The organism is Shinella sp. WSD5-1 (assembly GCF_963942435.1).
In the GTDB taxonomy this organism is placed as follows: Bacteria; Pseudomonadota; Alphaproteobacteria; order Rhizobiales; family Rhizobiaceae; genus Shinella; species Shinella yambaruensis.
Map to the genome: position 1 here is coordinate 144,510 of NZ_OZ012597.1, position 25,867 is coordinate 170,376.

Sequence of the window (25,867 nt, forward strand, 5' to 3'; positions counted from 1 at the left end):
GCGGTCAGGCGTTCGGCGCCGGCATCGCGACGCCCAGCCGCTCCGCATTCCGGGCGAGCTTCGCCCAGACCGCATCGCCGACGGGAACGCCGCCCGACAGCGCCGCCTGCCGCTTGCGGGCCGCGCTGTCGCCAGGCATGCGCACGGGACCGTCGTTCCAAGGGGCCGGCGGATTGTCCCGGCAGGCGGCGGCCGTCCAGTCCGCCTGGGTGGTGAAGGCGTCGAGCCCGGCGAAGAAGGCCGGATCCATCACCTGCAGGAAGGCGCTCTGCGCGAAGGTGCCGGGCGCCGTGTTCGCCCGGCCCTTGCCGGAAAGGCCCTGCCCCATGAGATCGACCATGAGGGCGAGGCCGAAGCCCTTGTGCCCCTTGGCCACGCCGCCGAGCGGCATCATGGAGCCGCCGCGCTCGGTGATGTCGCGCGGGTCGCGGGTCGGCTCTCCCGCGGCCGTCAGGCCCCAGTCCTCCGGAAAGTCCTCGCCGCGCTTGGCGAGCGTCTGCGTCATCGTGGTCGTCGTGATCGAGCAGGAGACGTCGATCAGAATCGGATCGCCGGACGTCGGATAGCCCGCCGCCGTCGGATTGGGCGTCAGCAGCGGCCGGGTGCCGCCATAGGGCGCGACGCGCGACGCGCCCGGATTGGAAACGGAGATCTGCACGATATAGCCGCGCTCGGTCACGCGGCGCATGAAGGCCGACAGCGCACAGGTATGGTGGCAGTTGCGGATGGCCGCCGCGACGATGCCATGATCGGCGACGCGTTCGCAGGCCTGGTCGAGCGCCCTGGTCAGCAGCCAGGCGCCCGGCAGCAGATTGCCGTCCCAGACGAAGGTGCTGCCCCGGTCGGCCACCACATCGTAGCGGCCGGCCTTGGCCAGCGATCCGTCCTCGAGCGCCTCGAGATACCAGTGCAGCAGGCCCACCCCGTGCGTGTCATGGCCGATCATGTCCCCTTCGACGAGGATGGCGGCGGTGGCTTCGGCCTTGTCGGCCTCCATGCCGGCCTTGGCCAGCATGCGTTCGACGAAAGCGGTCAGGGCACGGTGGTCGACATGGGGCATCGGGCTATCCATCCATCGCTTGGCAGACGATGCGGGCCGGTCGGACCGGCCCGCACGACAGGCTTACTTGAACTTGATCTGGGAGAGCTGGAGCTCGGAATTCGTCGCGATCGTCGGCTTGAAATCCAGCCGGGGCGAGACGCGGGTGAAGCCGACCATGTGGAACATCGGGATATCGGCGATGATCTCCGCGTTCACCTTGGCGAACAGCTCCTTCCACAGCTTGGTGCGCTCGTCGCCCGTCGCCGTCGTCGCCTTTTCGATCAGCGCATCCACGGCCGGATCCCGCACCATCGAATGCGCGCCCGTCGAGGCATATTTGACGAAGGCGGTGAAGACCGGGTCGCCGGTGGCGTTGTCATGCTGCGACTGGGTCAGCGTCGGGCCGGAATCGGCCACATAGGGCGAGACGAAGTAGTTGTTCCAGACCGACACGTCGTACATGTCGAGCTTCACGTTGAGGCCGACCTCCTGGAGCATCGCCATGATGGCTTCCATCGCCTCGGTGGCGTTCGGATACTGGCCATTGCGGCCGATGATGCGGACCACCTTGTCGACCGGTACGCCGTCGGCCTTCGCCTCCTCGACCAGCTTCCTGGCCTTTTCGGGATCATAGGGCCAGACGGGGATGTCGGCATTGTAGCCGATGGTCGTCGGCACGACGAGCTGGGTGGCGATCTGCGCCTGCTGGGGGAACAGCGTTCCGAGCATGGCCTGCCGGTCGATGGCAAGGTTCATCGCCTCGCGGATGCGCCGGTCGTCAAGCGGCGCCTCGCGCGTGTCGATGCGCAGGGACGTCGTCTCGGAATTCGGATAGGCGAAGTCCGTTTCCTTGTTCGTGGCATCCTGCAAGGCGACGGACGGCACGATATCCGCCTCGCCGGCCTCGACCATGGCCGCCGCCACGGCACTGTCGGAGCGGAACAGATAGGTGGCCTGCTCCACGGCGGGCTGCTCGCCCCAGTAGTTCGGGTTGCGCTTGAGGACGATCGACTGGCCGACCTCCCACTTGTCGAAGACATAGGCGCCGGTGCCGACGGGGTTGCGGGTGAATTCGTCGGCCGGCGTCGCCTCGGCGGATTCGACCGGCATGACGGTCATCAGCAGCGGAAGGATCGGCTGTGCCGGCTTGGTGGTGATGCGGATCGTATGAGCATCGGGGCTCTCGAAGCTGAATTCGGTGCCGCCGAAATACTTGCCGCCCACCTCGCAGCTGAATTTGGGATTCTTGTTGCGCTCGATGGTGAACTGCACATCCTTGGCCGTGAAGTCCTTGCCGTCGTGCCACTTGACGCCCGGCCGAAGCTTGAATTCCCAGGTATCTGCGTCGACCTGCGACCATTCCGTGGCAAGGCGCGGCTTCAGCCCGCCATTCACATAGTCGAACTCGACGAGCATCTCGTTGACATTCTCGGAAATGACGCGGCCGACATCCTGGCGGGCCGCCATGCAGGGCTCGACCACGTCGACGGTTTCGGCAAGCACGATCGTCACGTTCCTGTTCGCGTCCTGCGCGGTGGCGTGGCCGGCGCCCAGCGCCAGCATCGTGGTGGAAAAACAGACAGCTGCCATGCGGCGTTTCATTTCGGTCTCCTCCCTCGGCATCCGGCAGGACGCCTCTTTTCTTTGATGAAATCCAGACCTGTGGGTCGCGATGGTGATCCGGGCAATTCCCCTCCGAATTGCGGATCAACTAATGCACATGCACACTAATATTCCAGTTTACCTCCTATTTCAAGCTTGGATGAGTCGGTTTGCGACGAGGAACTGCCGCAGGATGGCCTGCTGGTCGGACGAAAGCGGCCAGGCCGCGGGCGGGCGCGTCGAGCCGCAGTCGCAGCCCATCGCCGCAAGCGCCGCCTTCACGCCGGTGACATTGGCCCCGTTCAGCTCCATGGCGCGAACCGCCTCGAAAGGCGCCATATCCGCGATCAGGCCGCGCGCGGCGGCATAGTCGCCGGTTTCGAGCGCCGCATGGATGGCGATGGAGCGCTCCGGCCAGATGTTGATGAGGCCGGAGGTGAAGCCCCGCGCGCCGACGGCATAGAGCGCCGGCGCCCAGACCTCGGCGAGCCCGCCCACCCAGAGGATGCCGGGATCGCAGGCCGCGATCGCCTCGGCGAGCTTCAGCGGGTTCGGCGTCGCCCATTTCACCCCGATGACGCCGGGAATGGCGCAGAGCCGGGCGATGGCCGCGGTGCCGATGGCGTCGTTGCGCAGATAAAGCACCAGAGGCAGTCCCGCGCCGGCCTCCGCCACCCGCTCGACATAGTCCACGACGCCGCGCGGGGCGGCGAAGGGATCGGGCGGCTGGTGCACCATGAGGCCCGCCGCGCCGGCGCGGCGGGCCGCGGTCGCCAGCCGGCAGGCGTCCTTCACCGACCGTCCCACGCCGGCGACAACAGGCGCGCGGCCGTCGACGAGCCCACAGACCGCGATGGTCATCGCCTCGGCCTCCTCGACGGTCAGGGCGTAGAACTCGCCGGTATTGCCGTTCACCACGGGCACATGCAGGCCCGCGGCGAGCGCCCGGTCGAGGATCGGGCGCAAGCGGTCCGGCGCGATCCGGTCCTCGGCATCGAACGGGGTGACGAGGATGCCGGAAATGCCGCCCAGCGCCTTTCTCAGATCACCCGCCATCATTTTGCCGACGCGATGAGGTCGCGCATCATCGCGATCTCCTCCTCGGAAAGGTCCGTCAGCGGCGCGCGCACCGGGCCGGCATCGAAGCCGCGCAGACGCACGCCCGCCTTGACGGCGGAGACGGCATAGCCGCTCTTGCGGTCCCGGATCCGGGCGAAGGGATAGTAGAAGCCGCGCAGCATCTGCTCGCAGGTCGCATCGTCGCCGGCAAGAAAGGCCCCGTGGAACCTCAGGGCCGTCTCGGGAACGAAATTGAAGACCGCCGAGGAATAGGTCGGCATGCCGGCGCCGCGATAGGCCTGGGCGAAGAGCTCGTGCGTCGGCATGCCGCCGATATAGGACAGGCGATCGCCGAGCATCACCGTCACCCGCCGGACGGTGTCTATGTCGCCCGTGCCGTCCTTGAAGCCGATGAGGTTGGGGCATTCCTCGGCCAGTTTCGCCAGTTGCTCGGCGGAAACGCGGGCCTGGCCGCGGTTGTAGACGATGACGGCCATGCGGGTCGCCTTGCACACGGCGCGGATGCGGGCGGCAATGCCCTCCGGCGGCGCTTCGGTGAGGTAGTGCGGCAAAAGCAGGATGCCGTCGCCGCCGGCCGCTTCGATCTCGCGCGCCATGTCGCAGGCGATCCGCGTGCCGTAGCCGCAGCCGGCGATGACGGGCGCATCCCCCGCCACCATGCGTGCCGTCTTCACGACCTCGACCACCTCGCCCGGCGCCAGCGAGAAGAGCTCACCCGTGCCGCCCGCGACGATGAGGCCCGCCACCGGGTAGGACGAAAGCCATTCGAGATGCGCAGCAAAGGGTTTCGCCGCAAAATTGTCCTCGGCATCGAAGGGCGTGACCGGGAAGGACAGGAGGCCGTTGCGAATGATCTCGCGCAGGTCGGTCGGGTGGATCATGCTATTCTCCTCAGTTCGGTTGCGCCGCTCTTCCGGAAGAGCGGCGGGAAATTCCGATGGCCGTGCCGGGCGCGCGCGTCCTCTCGGCCGGAACGGACACCCCGGCCTTGTTATGCTGTCGTGCCTTGAGGGCGGAGGGCCTAGCGGCCGTTCGCCGCCCGCCAATCGGCAAAGAGCGCGAGATTGGCCTCGTCGGTCGCCGGGTAGAGCCCGATGATCGTGTGCCCCGCCTTCACCCGCTCGACGACGAAGTCCTCGTAGGCGGTCATCTCGACAGCCTCGTCGGCGATCTCGTCGGCGATCTCCGCCGGGATGACGATGACGCTGTCGTCATCGCCGACCACCACGTCGCCGGGGAAGACCGCGACATCGCCGCAGCCGATCGGCACGTTGATGTCGATCGCCTCGTGCAGCGTCAGGTTCGTCGGGCTGGAGGGCCGATTGTGGTAAGCGGGGATGTCGAGCGCGCCGATCACCATGGAATCGCGAAAACCGCCGTCGGTCACCACCCCTGCCCCGCCGCGCGCCATCAGCCGCGTGATCAGGATGTCGCCGGCCGAGGCCGCGCGCGGATCCTTGCGGCTGTCCATGACGAGCACATGCCCCTCGGGGCAGGTCTCGATGGCGAGGCGCTGGGGATGTTTGGGATCGCGGAAGACGGACATCGGATTGCGATCCTCGCGGGCCGGCATGTAGCGCAGCGTGAAGGCCGGCCCGACCATGTTGCGCCCCTTGGCGCGGACGGGGCGCACATCCTGGATCGTCTGGTTCCGGAGGCCGCGCTTGTAGAGCGCCGAGCACAGGGTCGCGACGGAAACGCCCTGCAGCTTCTCATGGGTTTCGGGTTTCATCTGTCCTCCTCAATCGCCGAAACGGCGGGTTTCAACAGTCCAGTCACGCGCCCTGCCGGCAAGGCCGCAGCCCACCGGGCATGGCGCGCCTCGTCAGTTGATGACCGGTTCCGGCGTCTTGCCGCCGAATTCGGTGCGCAGGAAATCGAAGTCGCAGCCCTTGTCGGCCTGCTCGATATGCCGGGTGAACATGAAGCCGTAGCCGCGCTCGTAACGGGGCTCCGGCGGTCGCCAGGCCGCGCGGCGCGCGGCAAGCTCCGCCTCGGGAACGAGCATGTTGAGGCTGCGCGCCGGGATGTCGAGCTCGACGATGTCGCCGGTCCTCAGCAGCGCGAGCGGGCCGCCGACGAAGGCCTCGGGCGAGACATGCAGCACGCAGGCGCCGAAACTCGTGCCCGACATGCGCGCATCCGACAGGCGCACCATGTCGCGCAGGCCGAGCTTCAGGAGCGCCTTGGGCATCGGGATCATGCCCCATTCCGGCATGCCGGGCCCGCCCTGCGGCCCGGCATTGCGCAGGACGAGCACCGTCTCCGGCGTCAGCGGGTAGTCCGGATCGTCGATGATCGCCTTCAGGTCGGGGTAACTGTCGGCCACGAGCGCCGGGCCACGGTGACGGTGGAACCTGGGATCGCAGGCCGCCGGCTTGATGACCGCGCCATCGGGCGCGAGATTGCCCTTCAACACGGCCAGCGACCCCTCGTGGTAGACCGGATCGGAGAGCGGCCGGATCACGTCGTCGTTCCAGACCTTAACGGCATCGAGCCCCTCGACCAGCGGCTGGCCGGTCACGGTGATCGCGGTCGGGTCGAGCTTGTCGCCGAGCTGCTTCATCAGCGCGCGCAGGCCCCCGGCATAGAAGAAATCCTCCATGAGATAGGTCGAGCCCGACGGGCGGATATTGGCGATCACCGGCGTCGTGCGGCCGATGCGGTCGAGATCGTCCAGCTCCAGCGGAACGCCCGCCCGGCGGGCCATGGCGATAAGGTGGATGATGGCATTGGTCGAACAGCCCGTCGCCATCGCCACCGTGACGGCATTGTTCACCGCGGCGGGCGTGATGATCCGGTCCGGCGTCAGGTCTTCCCAGACCATGTCGACGATGCGCCGGCCGCAGGCGGCCGACATGCGCTGGTGGTTGGCATCGGCGGCCGGGATCGAGGAGGCACCCGGCAGCGTCAACCCCATCGCCTCGGCGATCGCCGTCATGGTGGAGGCCGTGCCCATGGTCATGCAATGGCCGTAGCTGCGGGCGATGCCGCCCTCGATGCCCTGCCACTCCTCCCTGGAGATCGTCCCGGCCCGGCGCTCGTCCCAATATTTGAAGCCGTCCGTGCCGGAGCCCAGCGTCTTGCCGGCATAGTTGCCGCGCAGCATGGGGCCGGCCGGCAGGTAGATGAAGGGGACGCCCATGGAGACCGCGCCCATAACCAAAGCGGGCGTGGTCTTGTCGCAGCCGCCCATCAGCACCGCGCCGTCGATCGGGTGGGAGCGCAGCAGCTCCTCGGTCTCCATGGCAAGGAGGTTGCGGTAGAGCATGGTCGTCGGCTTGACGAAATTCTCAGAGAGCGACAATGCCGGCAGCTCCATCGGAAAGCCGCCCGCCTGCAGGATGCCGCGCTTCACCCATTCGGCCCGCTCGCGGAAATGCATGTGGCAGGGCTGGGCGTCCGACCAGGTGTTGATGATCGCGATGATCGGCTTGCCCTGCCAGTCCTCCGGCGCGTAGCCCATCTGCATCGTCCGCGACCGGTGCCCGAACGACCGCTGATCGTCCGGCATCATCCAGCGGGCCGAACGCAGCTCTTCGTAGGTCTTCCTCCCGGCCATTTCCGTCTCCTTCCGCAGCCGCCTCCCGGCTGCGCTTCAACATCGATACTAATATTTTAGTTTTACATCTATATCAACATCTATATTTCTATTCTTGTGTATGAGCGGCACGCCGGATAACACTGCGGGAAAAAGGACCACCACGATGACCACATCGCTTGCCCAGACGTTCGGCCTTTCGTCACCCGGTTTCCCCGCCATCGCGGGAAGCACCGTGCAGCGCGTCTACGACGACCTGCGCAAACGCATCATCACGATCCAGCTGCCGCCGGACACCACGCTGTCGCGCACCGAGCTGACCGAGACCTACGAGGTCAGCCAGACCCCCATCCGCGAGGCGATGCAGCTCCTCAAGCAGGAGGGCCTCGTGCGCATCTATCCGCAGTCGCGCACCGTCGTGACGCGCATCGACGTGCCGCAGATCTACGAGGCGCATTTCCTGCGCGTGGCGCTGGAGACCGAGGTCTGCCGCCGCCTGGCGCAGGAGCCGGATCCCTCCACCGTCACGCGGGCCCGCTCCATCATCAAGATGCAGGAGGCCGTCGCCGACGATCCCGAGCAGATGGTCATCTTCCAGGAACTGGACGAGCTGTTCCACCAGACGCTGTTTGCCGGCGTCAAGCGCAGCGGCCTGCACCAGTTGATCCGCGAGCGCTCTGGGCATCTGGAGCGCATCCGCCGCCTGCACCTTCCGGAGAAGGGCAAGGTGGTGAACATCCTCGAGGGCCACCGCGCGATCGTCGAGGCGATCGCGGCCGGCGACGAGCATGCCGCCATCGCCGCCATCCGCGATCATCTCAGCCGCACCGTCGCCAAGGTCGAGGAGCTGCGCAACGAGTTTCCGCACTACTTCGCCTGACGCGCTGCCTTTGCTCCGTTCACCGGCGTCAGGAGCGGCTTTCCGGCGAAGAAGGCCGCAAGGTTGTCGATGACGAGCTGTGCCATGCGGTCGCGCGTCTCTTCCGTGCCGCTGGCGTGATGCGGGTAGAGCACGACATTGTCGAGCGCGGCGAAGGCCGGGTCCGGATTGGGCTCGTTGTAATAGACATCCAGCCCGGCCGAGGCGATCCTCCCCTCGCTGAGCGCGCGGATCAGCGCCGGCTCGTCCACCACCGAGCCGCGCGCGATGTTGACGAGGCTGCCGGCCGGGCCGAGGGCGTCGAGCACCGAGGCCGAGATCAGCCCCTCGGTTTCCGCCCCGCCGGGCGTTGAGACCAGCAGGATGTCGGCCCATTCGGCCAGCTTCACCGGATCGTCGAAATAGGCATAGTCGTTGCCGGTCTTCCGCGACCGGCCGTAGTAGCCGATGGTCAGCCCGACGGCCTCGCAGCGCCGGGCGATGGCAAGGCCGATCCGGCCGAGCCCGACGATGCCCGCCCTCTTCCCGGCGGTCGACGTCGTCAGCGGCATCATGCCCTGCCGCCCCCAGTCGCCCGAGCGGACATAGCGGTCGCCGACAACGAGCCGGCGCCGGGCGGCCAGCATCAGGAGCAGCGCCATGTCGGCGACATCGTCGAGCAGCACGTCGGAGGTGTTGGTGAGGGTGACGCCGCGCCGGGTCATCGCTGCGACGTCCATCTGGTCGTAGCCGGCGGAGGAGCAGGCGGCGAGCTTCAGGGCCGGCAGCCGCGCCAGGAACGCGTCGTCGATCGCCACATGGCCGTTGACCACCATGGCGGTGCAGCGCGGGCCGGCTTCCGCCAGCATCGCCTCGCGGTCATCGCCCTTCAGGAGATCGAGGCGGTGCACCGTATAGGCCTCTTCGAGCAGGGCCATCTGGCGCGGGCGGAGCGGATAGGCAACCAGAACATCGGGCTTCATGCGGTGACACGTCCTTCTTCGAGGTTTCGGGCGGCGCGGCGGGCGGCCTGGATATCGGGATCCGGATCGAGGCTCGCGGCGAGCAGCGCACGCGTATAGGGATGCTGCGGGGCATCGAAGATCTGCCGCACCGGGCCTTCCTCGACGATCTCGCCGGCCTTCATGACGATGACGCGGTCGGCGAAATCGCGCACGACCGGCAGGTCATGGGCGATGAACAGGTAGGAGAGGCCGAATTCGCGCCGGAGCCCGTCGAGCAGCGCGATGACCTGCGCCTGGATCGACACGTCGAGGGCGGACACCGCCTCGTCGCAGACGATCAGCTTCGGCTCCATCGCCAGCGCCCGGGCAATGGCGATGCGCTGCCGCTGGCCGCCGGAAAACTGGTGCGGATAACGGCCGGCCATGTCCGGCTTCAGCCCGACCTTGACCAGCAGTTCGGCGACCTTCTCCTTCCAGCGCGCCTTCGGCAGGATATCCGGATGGATCACCCAGGCCTCGGAGATGAGCTGGAACACCGTCATGCGCGGATTGAGCGATTGCGTGGGATCCTGGAACACCATCTGCAGGTCGCGCCGCAGCCCGAACAATTCGCGCGGGGTCATCGCCAGAAGGTCCCTGCACCGATAGAAGATCTCTCCCCCGTCGGGATCGTCGAGCCGCAGCATGGCGCGGGCGAGTGTTGACTTGCCCGAGCCGCTCTCCCCCACCACGGCGACCGTCTCGCCGGGCATGATCGCAAGGTCGATGCCCTTGAGCGCATGGAAGAGGCCGTAGTGCTTGTGCAGGCCGACCGCCTTGACGAGCGGTTCGCCCCGGCGCTCGCGCCCCTCGGGCATCGCCCCCTTCCCGGGCGCCGCGTCGATCAGCTTGCGCGTATAGGGATGCTGCGGGTTCTGGTAGACGGCCGCGGCCTTGCCGGTCTCCACGATGGAGCCGCCGTTCATCACCACGACCCGGTCGGCGATCTCGGCCACGACGCCGAGGTCATGCGTGATGAGGAGGAGGCCCATGCCGGTCTCCTGCTGCAACGCCTTCAGAAGCTCCAGCACCTGGGCCTGCACCGTCACGTCGAGGGCCGTGGTCGGCTCGTCTGCGATGAGGATGTCCGGCTTGCAGGCGAGCGCCATGGCGATCATCAGCCGCTGCCGCTGGCCGCCGGAGAACTGGAACGGATATTTGCGCATGGCCGCTTCCGGCTGCGGGATGCCGACGCGCTCGAGGAGGTCCAGCGCGCGCCGTCGCGCCTCCGCCCCGGGGGTGCCGTGCGTCGTCATCATCTCGCAGATCTGCCAGCCGACGGCATAGACGGGATTGAGATGGGCGAGCGGATCCTGGAAGATCATGGCGATCTTCGCACCGTTGATCGCCCGGCGTTCTTCGGCATCCATGGCCAGCATGTCCCTTCCGTTGAAGAGAATGGTGCCGGCGGTGATCCTGCCGGGCGGCATGTCGATGAGGTTCATGATCGCCGAGGCGGAGACGGACTTGCCCGAGCCGCTTTCGCCGAGGATGGCCAGCGTCTCGCCGCGATCGAGATGCCAGCTGACGTCCTGCACGGCATTGACCGTGCCGGCAGCGGTGTGGAACTCGACCGACAGGCCGCGGACCTCCAGCAGGTGTTCAGCCATTCCTGCGGCCTCCCATTTCAAGGCGCCAGCGCTGCGTCGGATCGAGCGCGATGCGCATCCAGTTCGAAAGAAGATTGAGCGACAGGGTCGTCAGGATGATCGCAAGGCCCGGCCAGAAGGACAGCCACCAGGCATTGGTGAGATAGGGCCGCCCCTGGCTGACCATGAGGCCCCAGGTGATCTCCGGCGCCTGGATGCCGATGCCGAGGAAGGAGAGCGAGGATTCGGCCAGCATGACGAAGGCGAAATCCAGCGTCGCGATCGTCACCAGCGTCGGCAGGATCACCGGCAGGATATGACGGAAGACGATGCGCCGGTGCGAGGCGCCCATCACGGTCGCGGCCTGCACGAACATGCGCTCGCGCACCTCCAGCACCTCGGCGCGCGTCGTGCGCAGGTAGATCGGGATGCGCGTGACGGCGAGCACCAGCACGATGTTGGCGACGGAGGGCTCGAGCATGTAGAGCACGATGACGGCGAGCAGCAGCGAGGGAAAGGACATGATGACGTCGCCGAGCCGCATGATCCACTGGCTGGCGGATCGCCGGCTGTAGCCGGCCACCAGCCCCAGCGTGCCGCCGACGAGCGAGGAGGCCAGCACCGCCGCGCCCGCGACGAGCATCGTGTTCTGCGCCGCCACGACGATGCGGGCCAGCAGCGGCCGGCCGAGCGCGTCGGCGCCGAGAATGTAGATCCAGCCGCGCGCCAGGTCGAAGGGCGGCGCGTTGCGCCCGCGCAGGTTCTGCTTCGTGGCGACCGCCTCCAGGAGGAGGGGGCCGAAGAGCGCACAGAGCAGCGCCAGCAGCAGGAAGAGCGCCGCGAAGAAGGCGAACTTGTCCGCCCACAGCATGGAGAACCAGCGGGCCAGCGCACCGCCCGGCTTTCGTCCGGAGAGAGTTTGCGTGTCGGTCATGGTCATCGCTCAATACCGGATACGGGGATCGAGCAGCGCATAGGCGAGGTCGATCAGGAGGTTCATGAGGAAGATCGCCAGCGCGGAGACCATGATCACGGCGAGCACAACGGCGAAATCGCGCAGCAGGATGGAATCGATCATCAGCTTGCCGATGCCGGGAAAGCCGAAGACCGTCTCGACCACGACGGCGCCGTTGAGGATCGCCGCCGCCTGGTCGCCGATCACGGTGATGACCGGCAGCATGGCGTTGCGCAGGCCGTGCACGAAGATGATGCGCGGCGTGCGCACGCCTTTCGCCCGAGCGGTCTTCACATAGGCCGAGGAGAGCACGTTGATCATCGAGCCGCGCACCACCTGCAGGATCAGGCCGAAGGGGCGGATGAAGAGCACGCTGACCGGCAGGATCCAGTGCAGCGCCGTCCCCGTTCCCGAGGTCGGCAGCCAGTGCAGGTTGACCGCGAAGATGACGATGGCGACGATGGCGAGCCAGAAATCCGGGGCGGAGGCGCCGATCAGCGAGAAGAAGGTGGCGATCCGGTCGAAGATGCCGCCGACGCGGAAGGCGGCGAGCGACCCGATGACGATCGCCGCCACCGTCACGCAGCTCATGGTGATGACGGCGAGCCGGAGCGTCCAGGAGAAGGCCTCCAGCACCACCTCCATCGCCGGCCGCGCCTGGCGCAGCGAATGGCCGAAGTCAAGCTGCACGAGATCGGCGACATAGCGGCCGAACTGCACGATCAGCGGATCGTTGAAACCGTGCATCTGGCGGAACTGCTCGCGCATCTCCACGGACGCATCGAGCGGCAGGTAAAGGTCGGTGGGGTCTCCCGTCAGCCTCGACAGGAAGAACACAAGGACGACGAGCCCCACCAGCGAAACACCGCTGGCAATGGCCCGCTTGCCGATGAATGATTTCATGCCACTCCTCCCGAGCGAGAATTTCATGGGTCCGGTCCTGCGCGCGGCCGTCTTGCAGGAGGCCGCCCTCCCGGCTCCTGCAGGCCCCTGCGGACCAATCGACGGCACGTCGCCTGAACCCACCGTAAGTAATATATTAGTACATCTGAGATTTTTGTGAACCTTTTTTTCACGTTCGGCGAAATCAGTCGCCGCCCTCGGCGCGGTGACGCCGCCACCGCGCCCCGCCGGCCGCCAGGAGCGCTGCGCCGAAGATGATCGCGGCACCGATCCACGTCGCCACCGGCGCGATCTCGCCGAAGAACAGGAAGGCGAGCGCCGCCACGACCGGCAGGCGCAGGAAATCGAGCGGGGCGAGGAACGACGCGCTCGCCATAGCGAAGGCGCGCGTGATGAGCGCCATGTTGAGCGCCCCCAGCCCACCCTGCAACGCCAGCAGGCCGATCTGCGCCGGGCTCGGCGCCGCCCAGACCGGAAGGGCGGCGAGAAGGCCCAGCGGTGCCATCGCCAGCAGGTTCCAGGCGACGAGGCGATCGGTCGTGTCACGCAGCGCCATGCGCCGCAGGATCAGCTGGCTGATCGCCGTCAGGATCGCGCCGGCAAGAGCAAAGAGCAGCCAGGGATCGAACGCGCCGGCGCCGGGCCGTATGATGATGACGATGCCGATGAATCCGGCCAGCACGCCGAAGACCACGGACAGCGCGACCTTCTCCTTGAGGAAGATCCAGGCGCCGAGCGTGAGGAAGATCGGCATGGTGAAGTTGATCGCCGTGGCATCGGCGAGCGGGGCATGCCCGAAGGCGATGAACAGGGCGACGAGCGAGGCGAACTTCAGGCCCGCGCGCACGACGTGCAGCGCGCGATAGGGGGACGCCATGATCTCGACCCGCCGCAACAGGAAGGGCAGCACGGCGAGAAGGCCGAACAGCGCCCGGAAGAACCCGATGATCAGCGGATGGACGCCGCCCGCCAGCATGCGCACGATCACCGCGTCGAGCCCGGCCAGCACGGCCGCACACACCATGATGAGCACGGCCGCGCCTGCCCGCGGCCCCGGCACCGCCGCCCTCACGCAAAACCGCCCGCGACCGGCCCGGATATGATGTGGAACGCCATGACCTTCCTCCGCGCACGCCCCTCTTCCTGCGCGCGAACTTACGGCATGGCGATGCGGCGATCCATACTAAAATATAAGAATATTAGTACCGAAGGCGAGAGCGCGCACAGCGGCGTAGCCGCCGCCACGGGCACCAGCGGCACGGTTGAGAAGCGAATGTAGCTTATCTACATTTTCTTTGACAAATGTAGATTTCTTCATTATACCCATGCTCACCCACGGCGGTGAGACGCGAAGGCCCGACCGGTCTTTGCAGGAGGCCGTGGCGTCACCTGGAGGAAATCGATATGTCACGCCGTTTCGCGCTGGCCTCAGCGCTCGTAGTCCTGTGCTCGCACGTCTTGTCGGCCGGTAGCGCCGATGCTGCGGAAATGACCGTCTATTGCCCGATGTCGGAAGACGATTGCGGCGCCGTGCTGAAGGCCTTCAAGGACGATACCGGCATCGAGGCGCAGTTCGTGCGCATCGGCGCCGGCGAGATCCTCGCCCGCATCCGCGCCGAAAAGGCCAATCCGCAAGCCGGCCTCTGGCTGGCAGGCGCGGCGGACAACTTCATCCAGGCGGCCGGCGAGGGCCTGCTTGCCGCGCACAAGGCCGTTGGCATCGACAAGGTCGATCCGCGCTACACCGACAAGGAAGCCCGCTGGACGCCGATCTCGCTGTCGCCCATCGTCTTCGCCTACAGCCAGCAGGTGCTCGACGAAATCGGCGCCAAGCCGCCGACGAGCTGGAAGGCCTTCGCCGATCCGGCCTTCAAGGACAGCGTGGCGCTCGCCCATCCGGCCTCGTCCGGCACGGCCTATGTCGCGCTCGCCTCGACCGTCCAGCTGCTCGGCGAGGAGCCGGCCTTCACGCTTATGAAGGAGATCGACAAGAACGTCGTGCAGTACACCCGCTCCGGCATCGCCCCCTCCCGCATGGTCGCCAACAACGAGATCGCGCTCGCCATGGCCTATACGCAGGACATCGAGGCGGCGCTCGCCCAGGGTTATCCGGTCGGCTATTCCTTCCCGGAGGAAGGCACCGGCTTCGAGGTGAATGCCGCCGCGGCCATCGCCAATGCGCCGGAGGAGCAGGCCAAGGGCGCCAGCGCCTTCCTCGACTGGGTGCTGACGGAAAAGGGCCAGGCCGCCATCGGCGCCACCTTCCGCGGCCCGATCGTGCCTGGCTACAAGAACCCGGATGCCAGGATCGACCTGTCGAACGTCAAGATGATCGACTACGACTTCACCTGGGCCGGCGAGAACCGCGCGCGCCTGCTGGAGCGCTACGAGAACGACGTCCGCCACAAGGCCGACGCCAAGTAAGCCACCCCGACCACTGACCGGCCGCCGCCTCCCCTCTCCCAGCCGGCTGCCCTTTCTTCCCGGCGGGGAGAAAGGGCAGCCCCTGGCAAGGGGCTTGTCAGCAGGCGAAAGGCTCGCTCTCTTTGTCTTCATGCGGTTCCGCGCGGACCGCTCAAGGAGCCCCATCATGACCCTCGCCTCGCAAGCGACGCCGTCCGGGCGGACGGCGGCAGCGCCGGCCTTCCTGCGCAACATCGTCGTCGATCCCTGGCTGTTCGGCATTTTCGCCGTCACCACGCTTTCGGTGCTGGTCTTCGCCGCCCTGCCGATCTTCACCGTCCTGAAACAGGCGGTCGTCACCGAGCACGGCTTCGACATCGCCGTCCTCATCAGCACGCTGTCGCAGTCCTTCGTCTGGGAATCGCTCGCCAACACGCTGCTGCTCGGCGCCACCTCGGCGCTGATCGCCACGGCCGCCGGCTTCCTGCTCGCCTTCTCCGCGACACGCACCACGATGCCGGGCAAGATCTTCGTGCATGGCGTGGCGCTCCTGCCGATCATCTCGCCGCCCTTCGTCATGGCGCTGGCGGTGGTCATCCTGTTCGGCCGCTCAGGCCTCATCACCCGCGAACTGCTCGGCATCCGCAACGCCAATGTCTACGGCTTCCATAGCCTCGTGCTGATCCAGTCGCTTGCCTTCACGCCCATCGCCTATCTCAACATCCGCGGCATGCTGCAATCGATCGACAGCGCGCTGGAGGACGCCTCCGCCTCGCTCGGCGCCTCGCGCTGGACGACCTTTTCGCGCGTCACGCTGCCGCTGGTGACGCCGGCCATCCTCTCCTCCACGCTGCTCGTCTTCGTGAAGTCGGTCGAGGATTTCGGCAATCCGATGCTGATCGGCGGCAATTTCAACACGCTTGCCGTCGAGGCCTATTCGCAGATGGTGGGCTACTTCAACCTGCAGGCCGGCGCGCTGCTCGCCAGCCTCATGCTGGTGCCCTCGATGACCGCCTTCCTCATCCACCGCTACTGGGTGAGCAAGCGCAGCTATGTCACGGTCACGGGCAAGCCCTCCGCCCAGACGATCCGCATTTCCGGCGCGGTCGTCGTGCCGCTCACCATCGCCTGCTACGCCATCGTGCTTGCCATCCTGCTCTTCTACCTGACGGTGATCTACGTCTCCTTCACCAGGCTGCCGGGCGTCGACAACACGCTGACCACGGCGCACTACGTCACCGTCTTCACCGCCGGCTTCCACACGCTCAGCAACTCGCTGCTGCTCGCGGGCATCGCAACGCCCGTCACCGCCATCGCCGGCATGCTGATCGCCTATCTCCTGATCCGCAAGGCCTTCCCGGGCAGCTTCCTGCTGCGCTGGGGCACGCTCCTCTCCTTCGCGGCGCCCGGCACCATCCTCGGCATCGGCTATGTCAGCACCTTCAACGCCCCGCCGCTGCTCCTGACCGGCACCGCCTTCATCGTCATTGCCGCCATGGTCGTGAAGAACCTGCAGGTCGGCATCGAGGCCGGCTCCAACCAGCTGCGCCAGATCGACAAGTCCATCGAGGAAGCCTCCACCATCCTCGGCGCCTCCAACACGCGGACCTTCTTCCAGATCACCCTGCCGCTCCTGAAGCCCGCGCTGTTCACCTCGCTCTCCTATGCCTTCACACGCTCGCTGACGACGCTGTCGGCGGTGATCTTCCTCGTCTCGGCCAACTGGACGCTGATCACCGTCACCATCCTGTCGCAGGTGGAAACGCTGAAGCTCGGCGTCGCGGCGGCCTATTGCAGTATCCTCGTCTTCGTCGTGCTCGCCATCCTGGCGCTCATGCAGCTCGTTCTCAATTCGACATCGAAGAGGTAAGCCCCATGTCGAAAGTCATCTTCTCCAACATCACCAAGCGCTTTCCCGGCGTTGCCGGCGCGACCGCCGTCGACCGGCTGAACCTCACCATCGAGGAAGGCACGCTCGTCACCCTGCTCGGCCCCTCCGGCTGCGGCAAGACGACGACGCTGCGCATGCTCGCCGGCTTCGAGACGCCGACGGACGGCACGATCACCATAGGCGGGCGCGATGTCACCAACGTGCCGGTCAACGCCCGCAATGTCGGCATGGTGTTCCAGAGCTACGCCCTCTTCCCGCACATGACGGTGCGCGAGAACGTCGAATACGGCGTGCGCCTTCTGCCCCTGGCCAAGGGCGAGATGAAGGACCGGGTCGATTCCATCCTAGAGACCATGGCGCTCGCGCAATATGCCGACCGCGCGCCCGCACGGCTCTCCGGCGGCCAGCAGCAGCGCGTGGCGCTCGCCCGCGCCGTCGTCACCCAGCCGAAGGTGCTGCTCTTCGACGAACCGCTCTCCAACCTCGACGCGCAGCTGCGTGAGCGCATGCGCGACGAGCTGCGCGCCATCCAGCTGCGCCTCGGCATCACCAGCCTCTATGTCACCCACGACCAGAGCGAGGCCATGGCGATCTCCGACCGCGTGGTGGTGATGCGCGGCGGCGTCATCGAGCAGGACGACACGCCGCTCAACGTCTATTCCCGCCCCGGCACCGGCTTCGTCGCCGAATTCATGGGCAAGGCGAACATTCTCCGCGGCACGGTCGAGACCGTGGACGAGACAACGGTGCGCGTGCGCATCAGCACGACGGTCGCCTTCACGCTGGCGCGCGGCCCCCGCGCCTTCAGGCCGGGTGAGGCGGTGCGCTGCGTCGTGCGGCCGGAGCATATCCGGGTCGATCCCGACGGCGCGATGGAGGCGAAGGTGCGCCGCGTGGTCTTCCAGGGCGCCCATGTCGAGTACCTTACCGAGATCGAAGGCCAGGAATGCGTCTTCCTCGACAGCGACTATTACCGGACGGGCGTTGCCGAGGTCGGCCAGACGCTGCGCCTTTCCATCGACAGCCGGCCGGTCTGGATCCTGCCGGAAACCGAAACAGCCAGCATGGGAAAAGCCGCATGACCCTCAACCAGCCCCTCACCGGGGATCTTCATGATATGATCGCGACCGTGGCCTGCGAAGCCGCACTGGCCGCCGGCATCGTCGCGCACCGGGGCTTCGTCAATGCCAGCCCGGAAACCCTGCAGACCCAGCAGAAGGCCGGCTTCTTCGACATCGTGACCGCCTCGGACAAGGCGGCGGAACGGGCCGCGTGCGACACGATCTGGTCGCGCCTGCCGGCCTCGCGCATCCTCGGCGAGGAAGGCGGCTGGCAGGGCGAAGGCGAGACGACGTGGATCATCGACCCGATCGACGGCACCAGCAATTTCGCCTCGGGCCTGCCCTTCTTCTGTGTCTCGATCGCCGCCTATCACGCCGGCAAGGCGGTCTGCGGCGTCGTCTACGATCCGGTCCGCGAGGAGCTGTTCATGGCCGCGCACGGCCGGCTGACGCTGAACGGCGAGCCGATAAAACCCTTCCTGCGCGGACGCACGGACCGCGAGGTGGAAGTGCTGACGAATGCGCCCTACGAGGGCGAGCGCCCTTCCCGCGCCGCCCAGGAAGCCCATGCCGACCTCGTCAACGCGTTCCGCGCCGTGCGCCGGCTCGGCTCCTGCGCGCTGCATCTTGCCTATGTCGCCGTCGGCCGCGTGGCGGTCTGCTACGAATCGAAGTTCAATGCCTGGGACATCGCGGCCGGAATCCAGCTGGTCGAGGCGGCCGGCGGGCAGGTTGTCGCCGCGGACGCGGAGGGGCGGCGCATCGAGCCGAACGAGGATGCGCTGGCATCGGTCAAAAGGCTCGTTGTGGCGCAGGCCGGTTTTGACTATCAATCGTCCTGCCTGTCGGCGGTGATGGCCGGCGGCACACTGTGACCGTCACCCGCAAGACCATCGTCCCGCCGGCACAAAGGGTTCCATGCTCGACCTGATCAGGCAATCGCTGTCGCAGTTCACGCCCGCCGAGCGCAGGATCGCCGAGGCGATCCTCGACACGCCGAGCACGGCGATCACCTGGTCGATCACCGATGCCGCACGCATCGCCAAGGTCAGCGAGCCGTCGATCATCCGCTTCTGCCGGCGGCTCGACTGCGACGGCTTTCCGGATTTCCGGCTGAAGCTCGCCCAGCAGCTGGCCGTGCGCCAGGCGCCGGCGAGCACGGCGGAAAGCGGCGCGGATCCCTTCACCGGCCTCGTCGACGACGTCTTCAACCGCGCGGCGGAATCCCTGCGCGAGGCGCGGCACGATCTCGACCTCGACTCGCTCCGGCGCGCCGTGGACCTGCTCGCCGGCGCCCGCCGCATCGACGTCTACGGCTATGGCGGATCCGGCTTCCTGGCGGGCGAGGCACAGCACCGCCTCGCCTCGCTCGGCATAGCGAGCGTCGCCTATGCCGACCCGACGCTGCAGATGGTCTCCGCCCCGCGGCTGACGGCGCAGGACGTGCTCTTCGTGCTCTCCTTCTCCGGCCGCACGAGCTACCTGATCGCCAATATGGAGATCGCCAAGAAGGCCGGCGCGCGCATCCTGTCGATCTCGCCCGGCGGCTCGGTCGTCGCCTCGCTCGCCGAGGAGAACATCAATCTCAACGCCTACCGCGCCTCCGGCCGTCCGCTCATCGTGCCGACGGGCCGCGCGCCGATGTATGTGATGCTCGACGTGCTCTTTGCCCTGCTCGCCCGCAAGCGGGAGGCCGGGCCGCCTGCCTGAGCCGGCCGCCTTGCGGTTTCAGGGCGCCTCGAACTTCACCATCGTGCCGCCGCCGGTCGCCTGGTCGGTCGGGAAGACCTCGACGCGGGCGACATCGACATGGGCGGGCAGAGCGATCACGTCGTGGACAATCTGCGCGATGTTTTCCGGCTGGATGGGCCGGTAGCCGTCATAGAGCACGGCATTCGCCTGGTCGCCGGGGAGCGAGGTGCGGTAGAGCGCCGTCTGGACGCGGCCGGGCACGACCTCGCTCACCCGCACGCCGGTGCCGAGGAGGTCGCAGCGCAGGTTGTCGCAAAAGAGGCTGAGACCCGCCTTCGAGGCACCATAGGCTCCCATGTTCGGATAGGGCGCCTGGCCGCCGCTGGAACCGACATAGAGGAGATGGCCGCGCTTGCGCGCCACCATGCCGGGCAGGAAGGCCCGTGTCAGGTGCATCGGCGCCTTGAGATTGACGTCGATCATCGCGTCGATCTCGGCGGGGTCGATGTCCTGGAAAGCCGCACGGGTCGACAGGATGCCGGCATTGTTGACGAGGATGTCGACCGCGACGCCCGCCAGCGCCTCGGCGATGCGCGCCGTATCGCGCACGTCCGCCTCGACGGGGATCGCCCCGCAGCGTTCCGCCAGCCCGGCAAGCGCCGCCGCGTTGCGGCCGACGGCGTAGACCGCCAGTCCCCGCCCCCGCAGCATCGGCACGATGGCCTCGCCGATGCCGCTGGTAGCCCCCGTGACGACGGCGACGCGATTTGCGTCAGACATAGATGTAGCCCCCGCTGACCACGACATTCTCGCCCGTCGCATAGGTGTTGCGGCTGGAAGCCATCATGACGATCCACTCGGCCATTTCCACCGGTTCAGCCGCCCGGCCGAGCGCGCTTGCCCTGGCAAGCTCGGGCAGGAAGCCGAGTTCCCTGGCGCGGTCCGTGGCAAAGCCGGCCGGCGCGACCGAGTTCACGAGGATCTGGTCCTTGGCACATTCCTGGGCGAAGGACTTGGTGAGGCTGACGACCGCGGCCTTGGTGGCGGCATAGTGGGCGTTCTGCGGATGCGCCTTGAAGGCATCGACCGAGGTGACGTTGACGATGCGGCCGGTCACCTCCGGCAGGGTCACGAAACGGCGCATGTGGCGCACCGCCGCCACCATCATGTGATAGGTGCCCTTGATGTTGATGGCGTTCTCCAGGTCCCAGTCCTCGTCCGTGATGTCGAGGATCGGCTTGCGCGGATAGATGGCGGCGCTGTTGACGAGGGCATGGACGCGGCCGAGCTTTTCCGCAACCGCGGCGAACCCGCCATGGGCCGTCTCGGCGCGGGAAATGTCGGCAACGGCGGTCGCCACCTCGGCGCCCATCGCGGACAGCGCCGCCGCGGAGGAAGCGAGCAGCGCCTCGTTGCGGTCGATAAGGCCGATCTTCGCAGCGCCCCGTTCCACCATCAGCCGGGCCGTGGCGAGACCGAGCCCCGAAGCGCCGCCGACGATGACAACAGACTGGTCCTGCATGCTCCATCTCCTCCGCGATTTTCGCGGCAACGCCATATTGGTATGTTATCACTTATATGCTAACTTTGCCGAAAAGCAAGCTGCTTCCCGAAGGCCGCCCGCCGGCGTCCTTCCTCTGGAGAAGCCGGCTGTGTATGATATGTGATAAATGAAAACCCGGGAAAGGCTGGATCGGCATGTCGATCATCACGCAGCGCGGCAACCTCGCGGAGATCGTCGTCGCCAGGCTCGCCGAGCGGATCGACTCGGGCCTCTATCCACCCGGCGAGAAGATCCCTTCGAGCGCCCAGCTGTGCGAGGAATTCGGCGTCTCCCGCACCGTCATCCGCGAGGCACTGGCCTCGCTCAAGGTCGCCGGCCGCGTCATCGCGCGGCAGGGCGCGGGCGTCTATGTCACGGAGAAGGATGCGCGGGCGCTGAACTTCGAGATCAGCCGCATCGACGACATCCGCTCGGCCATGCAGATCCTCGAACTGCGGCTCGGCGTCGAAATGCAGGCCGTGGCGCTGGCCGCCCAGCGCCGCACCCCGGAAGCCCTCGCCGAGATCGCCCGGGCCTTCGACCATATCGAGACGCTCGACACGAACAATGCCGAGATCGAGGCACACGCCGATTTCGAGTTCCACCTCGCCATCGCCAAGGCGACGCGCAACCCGCATTTCCCGCGCTTCCTCGAGGCCGTGATGGGCGAGATCAATCTCGACCTGGTTCTCAAGCACCGCCAGTCCGGCCCCGCCTCGAAGGCGTACCTGAAGAAGATCAACCGCGAGCACGCCGCCATCCTCGCCGCCATCACCCAGGGCGAACCGAAAGCCGCCAAGCAGGCGCTGGCCGCCCATCTGGAGGAAAGCCTGGACCGCTACCGCACCCTCCTGGACGAGCCGGCGGGCAGCGAATGGGACGATTGAGGGGCCGGCGCACGCGCCGTCAGATGACGGCATCCTCCAGGAAGGGCCGGTTTGCGACAACACGCTCGTAGCCGAAGGGCGAGAGGTCGAGCGTGCGGAAGCTTCCATAGGTGATCAGTTCGCAAAGCCCGCGCCCCATGGCCGGCGACTGCTGCAGCCCGTGGCCGGAAAAGCCGTTGGCGAAGAGGAAATTCCGCACCTCGCTGTGCGGGCCGAGGATGACGTTGTGGTCGAGCGTGCAGTAATCGTAGTGCCCCGCCCAGCTGTTGACGACCTTGATCGCCTCGAAGGCCGGCACGCGGTTCGCCAGCGTCGGCCAGATCTCCTCCTCGAACTCGTCGTGCATGACAGCGAAATCGTTCGGGTCGACCTCCGGGTCGTGCTTGGGATAGGTGCCCATCAGGTAGAACTTGCCCTCCGGGCGGAAGAACACGCCGGTCGGGTCGATGGTGAGGCCGACGCCGGGGCCGAGCGGCTCGCGGCAATCGACCACGAAGAGCGAGCGGCGGCGCGGCTCGACGGGAATGTCGAGGCCCGCCATGCGCGCCATGACCTTGCCGTTGGTGCCCGACGTGTTGACCAGCGTGCCGCAGGCAATCGTCTGCCCGCCCTTCGTCATCACGGAGACGATACGGTCGCCCTCGCGGTCGATCGCCACCACCTCGTCCTCGATATATTCGACGCCGAGCGCGCGGGCCTTCTTGCGGAAGCCCTGCAGCAGGCCGACGCTGTCGAACCAGCCCTCGCCGCGCTCGCCGGTGCTGCCGAGCATCAGGCCTTCCGTGTTGAGCCAGGGAAAGCGCCGGGCGAGCCCCTCCGGGTCGAGCAGCGAAACCTCAGCGCCGCAGGAGACCTGCGTTTCATGGTTGCGGCGCAGCACCTCCGCACCGCGTTCGTCGCCGGCGAGGAAGAGATAGCCGTTCTCATGGAAGCCGATCTCCGGCGTGTCGTCGTCGACAGCGACGTTCTCCTTGAAATTGCGGATGAACTCGGTGCCGAACTGCGAGACCTGAACGTTGATGGCGTTGGAGAACTGGTGGCGGATGGAGCTGGAGGAGAGCGCGGTCGCCGATCGCTGGTAGGTCCAGTCCTTCTCGATCACCAGCACGGAGCCGGTAAAATCCGGATTGGTCGCCAGGAAATAGGCCGCCGCACTGCCGACCACCGCGCCGCCGACGATCACCACATCATAGGATGTCCGCGAAGCCTGCATCATTTATCCTCGAAATGGCCGGCCGCGCAGAAGCTGCCGCCCTGGTAGCGCACCGCCGGATCGTTCGGGTCACCCTGCCTGGTCGCGGCGAAAACCTTGTCCGCATAGTCATCGGCGCTGTCTTGCGGCCTGTAGCCGAGCGAGGCCGCCGTGCGGTTGTCCCAGAAGGCGCGGCTGTTGTTCGACATGCCATAGGCGACCATGAAGCCGACGCGCTCCGCCGACAGGCATTTTTCGACGAGCTGGCGGCAATCGCGGTAGGAGAGCCAGGTGATGAGATGGCGCCGGTCGGTCGGCTCCGGGAAGCAGGAGCCGATGCGGATGCTGACGCTCTCGATGCCGAACTTGTCGAAATAGTAGCGGCCGAGATTTTCGACAAAGGTCTTCGAAACGCCGTAGAGGCTGTCCGGCCGCGTCGGCACGTTGCCGTCGATCGTCTCCGTGCGCTCGTAATAGCCGATGGCATGGACGGAGCTGGCATAGACGATGCGCTTGACGCCGTGGCGGCGTGCGGCCTCGTAGATGTGGTAACCGCCTGAAATGTTGCTGTCGAGGATCGTCTTCCATTCGGCCTCGAGCGGCTGGCCGCCGAGATGCACGATGGCATCGCAGCCGTTCACCGCCGCGCAGACCGCATCGAAATCGGCAAGATCGAGCGTGAAATCCTCCTCGTGCGGCGCGAGGTTTTCGCAGGGCCGGCGGTCGGAAAGCCGCACGACCTTGCCGAGCCGCATGCCCGACTGGCGTAGCGCCGTGCCGACGCCGCCGGCCGCCCCCGTCAACAGAACCCTTTGAAAATGCGACATGATCTTTCCTTCAGCAAAACCGGCCGGTCCACGGGCGATGCGCCCGATGGCCGGCATGAGCGTATCATACGAGGGAGGGGACGGCCCGTGGCCGGACTTCCGCGATTGTCTACGGGACGCATCGTCTCATGCTTTCCCTTCCGCCTTGCCGTAGAGCACGGCCTGCTCGCCGGTGATATAGCCGTGCCTGACGTCATAGGCGACGGCCTCCGCCGGACGCGCGGCCGGATCGCCGTATCCACCGCCACCCGGCAGCGAGAGCACGAGGCGGCGCCCCTCCGGCACGAACTGCAGCCCCTTGCCCTTCAGCACCGTACCGTCGTCCAGCGCAACGCCGCCGGGGGCGCCGTCGAGGCCACCGTCGCGGCCGCGGGCCGGATGGTTCAAGCGATCGAACATGGCGGAGAAGCGAAATGAATACCCCTCGGCCGCCTCGATCTCTATCATCTGGCCGAGGCCGCCGCGCTGGGCGCCCGCCCCGCCGGAACCTTCGCGCAATTCCTTGCGCCAGACGATAACCGGGCCGACATTCTCCGTCGCCTCGATCGGCATGGTGTGCACGCCGCTCGGGAAGGCCGTCGCGTTGAGGCCATCCAGCGAAGCGCGTGCGCCGGTACCGCCGGAGTTGAACATCAGGATTTCCGCGCCCTTGCCGCCGATCTGGTCGGAAACCGGGCGCACGCTCATATGCAGGTTCCAGAGCGCGCTCGCCCCTTCCGCCGGCACCTGGCCGGGCAGCGCCTGGTGCAGCGCGCCGAGCACGAGGTCCGGCACGAAATGGCCGAGCACATGGCGCACCGCGACCGGGGCCGGCCGCTTGGCATTGAGGATGCAGCCTTCCGGCGCGGCGACGTCGAACGGCGCAAGCGAGGCGGCATTGTTCGGGATCTCGGGTGCGACGACGCATTTGATGCCGTAGCAGGCATAGGCCTTCGCATAGACCAGCGGCACGTTGATGCCGAACTTGCTCATGCCCGAGGTGCCGTCGAAATCGACCAGCACGCCATCCGGCCCGATGCTCAGCGTTGCGGCGAGATGCACCGGCTCGTCATAGCCGTCGAGATCGAGGCTATAGGACCAGCTGCCGTGCGGCAGGTTTTTGAGGCGCTCCAGCGTCGCTTCGCGGCTGTGCTTGAGGATGAAGCCGCCGATCATCGACAGGTCTTCGAGGCTGAACTCCGTCAGCATGTCGACGAGACGGCGGTGGCCGGTCTCGTTGCAGGCGGCGAGCGCGTGGAAATCGCCGACCACCTTGTCGCTCTCGCGCACATTGTTGCGCACGATATGGATGAGCGTGCGGTTCAAGTCGCCGCGCTCGAAGAACTTCATGATCGGGATGAAGAGGCCTTCTTCATAGACCTCGCGCGCATCCGGCCCGAAGCCGCGTCCGCCGATATCCACCACATGGGCGGTGGAGGCGAAATAGCCGACCAGCCTGCCATGGTGGAAGGAGGGCGTGACGACGGTGATGTCGTGCAGGTGGCCGGTGCCCTTCCACGGGTCGTTGGTGATGTAGACGTCGCCTTCGAAGATGTTCTCCGGGCCGATGTCGCGGATGAAATGGGCGACGGATTCGGCCATGGCATTGACATGACCCGGCGTGCCGGTGACGGCCTGCGCCAGCATGCGGCCTTCGAGGTCGAAGACGCCAGCGGAAAGATCACCCGCCTCGCGCACCGAGGTGGAGAAGGCCGTGCGGATCAGCGTCTGTGCCTGCTCCTCGACGACGGAGATCAGGCGGTTCCACATGACCTGCATGTGAATATCGATCATCGACTGGTTCATGCCTTCGATCC

The 25,867-nt window shown here is 66.9% G+C and carries 23 protein-coding genes; 7 read left to right on the top strand and 16 right to left on the bottom strand.

Annotated features, from left to right (window positions below; genetic code table 11):
- Nucleotides 1-4: 4 nt before the first annotated feature.
- The 6 genes from AABQ55_RS23850 to araD all read right to left on the bottom strand — a co-directional run bounded on the left by AABQ55_RS23850 (nucleotide 5) and on the right by araD (nucleotide 7,286).
- The gene (locus AABQ55_RS23850; RefSeq protein WP_272807703.1) at nucleotides 5-1,060 is read right to left on the bottom strand and encodes an Ldh family oxidoreductase; all 1,056 of its coding nucleotides are present in this window, start codon (nucleotides 1,058-1,060) and stop codon (nucleotides 5-7) included.
- 63 nt (nucleotides 1,061-1,123) lie between these two features.
- Entirely contained in the window at nucleotides 1,124-2,644 is a 1,521-nt protein-coding gene (locus AABQ55_RS23855; protein WP_272807702.1) for an ABC transporter substrate-binding protein, read from the bottom strand.
- A gap of 150 nt (nucleotides 2,645-2,794) precedes the next feature.
- Nucleotides 2,795-3,700, bottom strand: coding sequence for a dihydrodipicolinate synthase family protein (locus AABQ55_RS23860; protein ID WP_272807701.1), 906 nt, complete (start codon nucleotides 3,698-3,700; stop codon nucleotides 2,795-2,797).
- Nucleotides 3,700-4,605, bottom strand: coding sequence for a 5-dehydro-4-deoxyglucarate dehydratase (locus AABQ55_RS23865; protein WP_244766339.1), 906 nt, complete (start codon nucleotides 4,603-4,605; stop codon nucleotides 3,700-3,702). The genes AABQ55_RS23860 and AABQ55_RS23865 overlap by 1 nt, the downstream gene beginning before the upstream one ends.
- A 140-nt stretch (nucleotides 4,606-4,745) precedes the next feature.
- Nucleotides 4,746-5,456, bottom strand: a complete 711-nt coding sequence (locus AABQ55_RS23870) for a ribonuclease activity regulator RraA (protein ID WP_272807700.1) — start codon at nucleotides 5,454-5,456, stop codon at nucleotides 4,746-4,748.
- Between the two features lie 93 nt (nucleotides 5,457-5,549).
- Nucleotides 5,550-7,286 (bottom strand): L-arabinonate dehydratase, encoded by a 1,737-nt coding sequence (araD, locus tag AABQ55_RS23875; RefSeq protein ID WP_272807699.1) that lies wholly within the window; start codon nucleotides 7,284-7,286, stop codon nucleotides 5,550-5,552.
- Between the two features lie 145 nt (nucleotides 7,287-7,431).
- Between araD and AABQ55_RS23880 the strand changes: the two genes are divergently transcribed.
- The gene (locus AABQ55_RS23880; RefSeq protein WP_244766336.1) at nucleotides 7,432-8,145 is read left to right on the top strand and encodes a GntR family transcriptional regulator; all 714 of its coding nucleotides are present in this window, start codon (nucleotides 7,432-7,434) and stop codon (nucleotides 8,143-8,145) included.
- Here AABQ55_RS23880 and AABQ55_RS23885 read toward each other — a convergent pair.
- The 5 genes from AABQ55_RS23885 to AABQ55_RS23905 form a co-directional block, all read right to left on the bottom strand.
- Nucleotides 8,133-9,107 (bottom strand): 2-hydroxyacid dehydrogenase, encoded by a 975-nt coding sequence (locus tag AABQ55_RS23885; protein WP_272807698.1) that lies wholly within the window; start codon nucleotides 9,105-9,107, stop codon nucleotides 8,133-8,135. The two genes, AABQ55_RS23880 and AABQ55_RS23885, sit on opposite strands and share 13 nt — an antisense overlap.
- On the bottom strand, nucleotides 9,104-10,738 hold the full coding sequence (locus tag AABQ55_RS23890) for an ABC transporter ATP-binding protein (RefSeq protein WP_272807697.1): 1,635 nt from the start codon (nucleotides 10,736-10,738) through the stop codon (nucleotides 9,104-9,106). The genes AABQ55_RS23885 and AABQ55_RS23890 overlap by 4 nt, the downstream gene beginning before the upstream one ends.
- Entirely contained in the window at nucleotides 10,731-11,651 is a 921-nt protein-coding gene (locus AABQ55_RS23895; protein ID WP_398430904.1) for an ABC transporter permease, read from the bottom strand. Before AABQ55_RS23895 ends, AABQ55_RS23890 begins: the two co-directional genes overlap by 8 nt.
- Before the next feature lie 9 nt (nucleotides 11,652-11,660).
- On the bottom strand, nucleotides 11,661-12,575 hold the full coding sequence (locus AABQ55_RS23900) for an ABC transporter permease (protein ID WP_272807696.1): 915 nt from the start codon (nucleotides 12,573-12,575) through the stop codon (nucleotides 11,661-11,663).
- A gap of 184 nt (nucleotides 12,576-12,759) precedes the next feature.
- Nucleotides 12,760-13,599, bottom strand: coding sequence for a DMT family transporter (locus AABQ55_RS23905; RefSeq protein WP_272808140.1), 840 nt, complete (start codon nucleotides 13,597-13,599; stop codon nucleotides 12,760-12,762).
- 380 nt (nucleotides 13,600-13,979) lie between these two features.
- Between AABQ55_RS23905 and AABQ55_RS23910 the strand changes: the two genes are divergently transcribed.
- From AABQ55_RS23910 to AABQ55_RS23930, 5 genes are all read left to right on the top strand, one after another.
- Nucleotides 13,980-14,999, top strand: a complete 1,020-nt coding sequence (locus AABQ55_RS23910) for an ABC transporter substrate-binding protein (protein ID WP_272807695.1) — start codon at nucleotides 13,980-13,982, stop codon at nucleotides 14,997-14,999.
- 166 nt (nucleotides 15,000-15,165) lie between these two features.
- On the top strand, nucleotides 15,166-16,848 hold the full coding sequence (locus AABQ55_RS23915; RefSeq protein ID WP_244766329.1) for an ABC transporter permease: 1,683 nt from the start codon (nucleotides 15,166-15,168) through the stop codon (nucleotides 16,846-16,848).
- A gap of 5 nt (nucleotides 16,849-16,853) precedes the next feature.
- Complete coding sequence (locus tag AABQ55_RS23920) at nucleotides 16,854-17,951, top strand: ABC transporter ATP-binding protein (RefSeq protein ID WP_272807694.1); 1,098 nt, start codon at nucleotides 16,854-16,856, stop codon at nucleotides 17,949-17,951.
- Nucleotides 17,948-18,805, top strand: a complete 858-nt coding sequence (locus tag AABQ55_RS23925; RefSeq protein ID WP_272807693.1) for an inositol monophosphatase family protein — start codon at nucleotides 17,948-17,950, stop codon at nucleotides 18,803-18,805. The genes AABQ55_RS23920 and AABQ55_RS23925 overlap by 4 nt, the downstream gene beginning before the upstream one ends.
- Before the next feature lie 43 nt (nucleotides 18,806-18,848).
- Complete coding sequence (locus AABQ55_RS23930) at nucleotides 18,849-19,640, top strand: MurR/RpiR family transcriptional regulator (protein WP_272807692.1); 792 nt, start codon at nucleotides 18,849-18,851, stop codon at nucleotides 19,638-19,640.
- An 18-nt stretch (nucleotides 19,641-19,658) separates the two neighbouring features.
- Here the strand turns inward: AABQ55_RS23930 and AABQ55_RS23935 are convergent, their stop codons facing one another.
- The gene (locus AABQ55_RS23935) at nucleotides 19,659-20,402 is read right to left on the bottom strand and encodes an SDR family oxidoreductase (RefSeq protein WP_272807691.1); all 744 of its coding nucleotides are present in this window, start codon (nucleotides 20,400-20,402) and stop codon (nucleotides 19,659-19,661) included.
- On the bottom strand, nucleotides 20,395-21,144 hold the full coding sequence (locus AABQ55_RS23940; RefSeq protein ID WP_272807690.1) for an SDR family NAD(P)-dependent oxidoreductase: 750 nt from the start codon (nucleotides 21,142-21,144) through the stop codon (nucleotides 20,395-20,397). The genes AABQ55_RS23935 and AABQ55_RS23940 overlap by 8 nt, the downstream gene beginning before the upstream one ends.
- Nucleotides 21,145-21,320: 176 nt before the next feature.
- On the opposite strand from AABQ55_RS23940, the gene AABQ55_RS23945 reads away from it, so the two are divergent.
- On the top strand, nucleotides 21,321-22,052 hold the full coding sequence (locus AABQ55_RS23945; RefSeq protein WP_272807689.1) for a FadR/GntR family transcriptional regulator: 732 nt from the start codon (nucleotides 21,321-21,323) through the stop codon (nucleotides 22,050-22,052).
- Between the two features lie 19 nt (nucleotides 22,053-22,071).
- On the opposite strand, the gene AABQ55_RS23950 is transcribed toward AABQ55_RS23945, so the two are convergent.
- The 3 genes from AABQ55_RS23950 to AABQ55_RS23960 form a co-directional block, all read right to left on the bottom strand.
- Entirely contained in the window at nucleotides 22,072-23,265 is a 1,194-nt protein-coding gene (locus AABQ55_RS23950) for an NAD(P)/FAD-dependent oxidoreductase (protein ID WP_272808139.1), read from the bottom strand.
- Complete coding sequence (locus AABQ55_RS23955; protein ID WP_272807688.1) at nucleotides 23,265-24,071, bottom strand: NAD-dependent epimerase/dehydratase family protein; 807 nt, start codon at nucleotides 24,069-24,071, stop codon at nucleotides 23,265-23,267. The genes AABQ55_RS23950 and AABQ55_RS23955 overlap by 1 nt, the downstream gene beginning before the upstream one ends.
- Before the next feature lie 126 nt (nucleotides 24,072-24,197).
- The gene (locus AABQ55_RS23960; protein WP_272807687.1) at nucleotides 24,198-25,856 is read right to left on the bottom strand and encodes a hydantoinase B/oxoprolinase family protein; all 1,659 of its coding nucleotides are present in this window, start codon (nucleotides 25,854-25,856) and stop codon (nucleotides 24,198-24,200) included.
- Nucleotides 25,857-25,867: the final 11 nt, after the last annotated feature.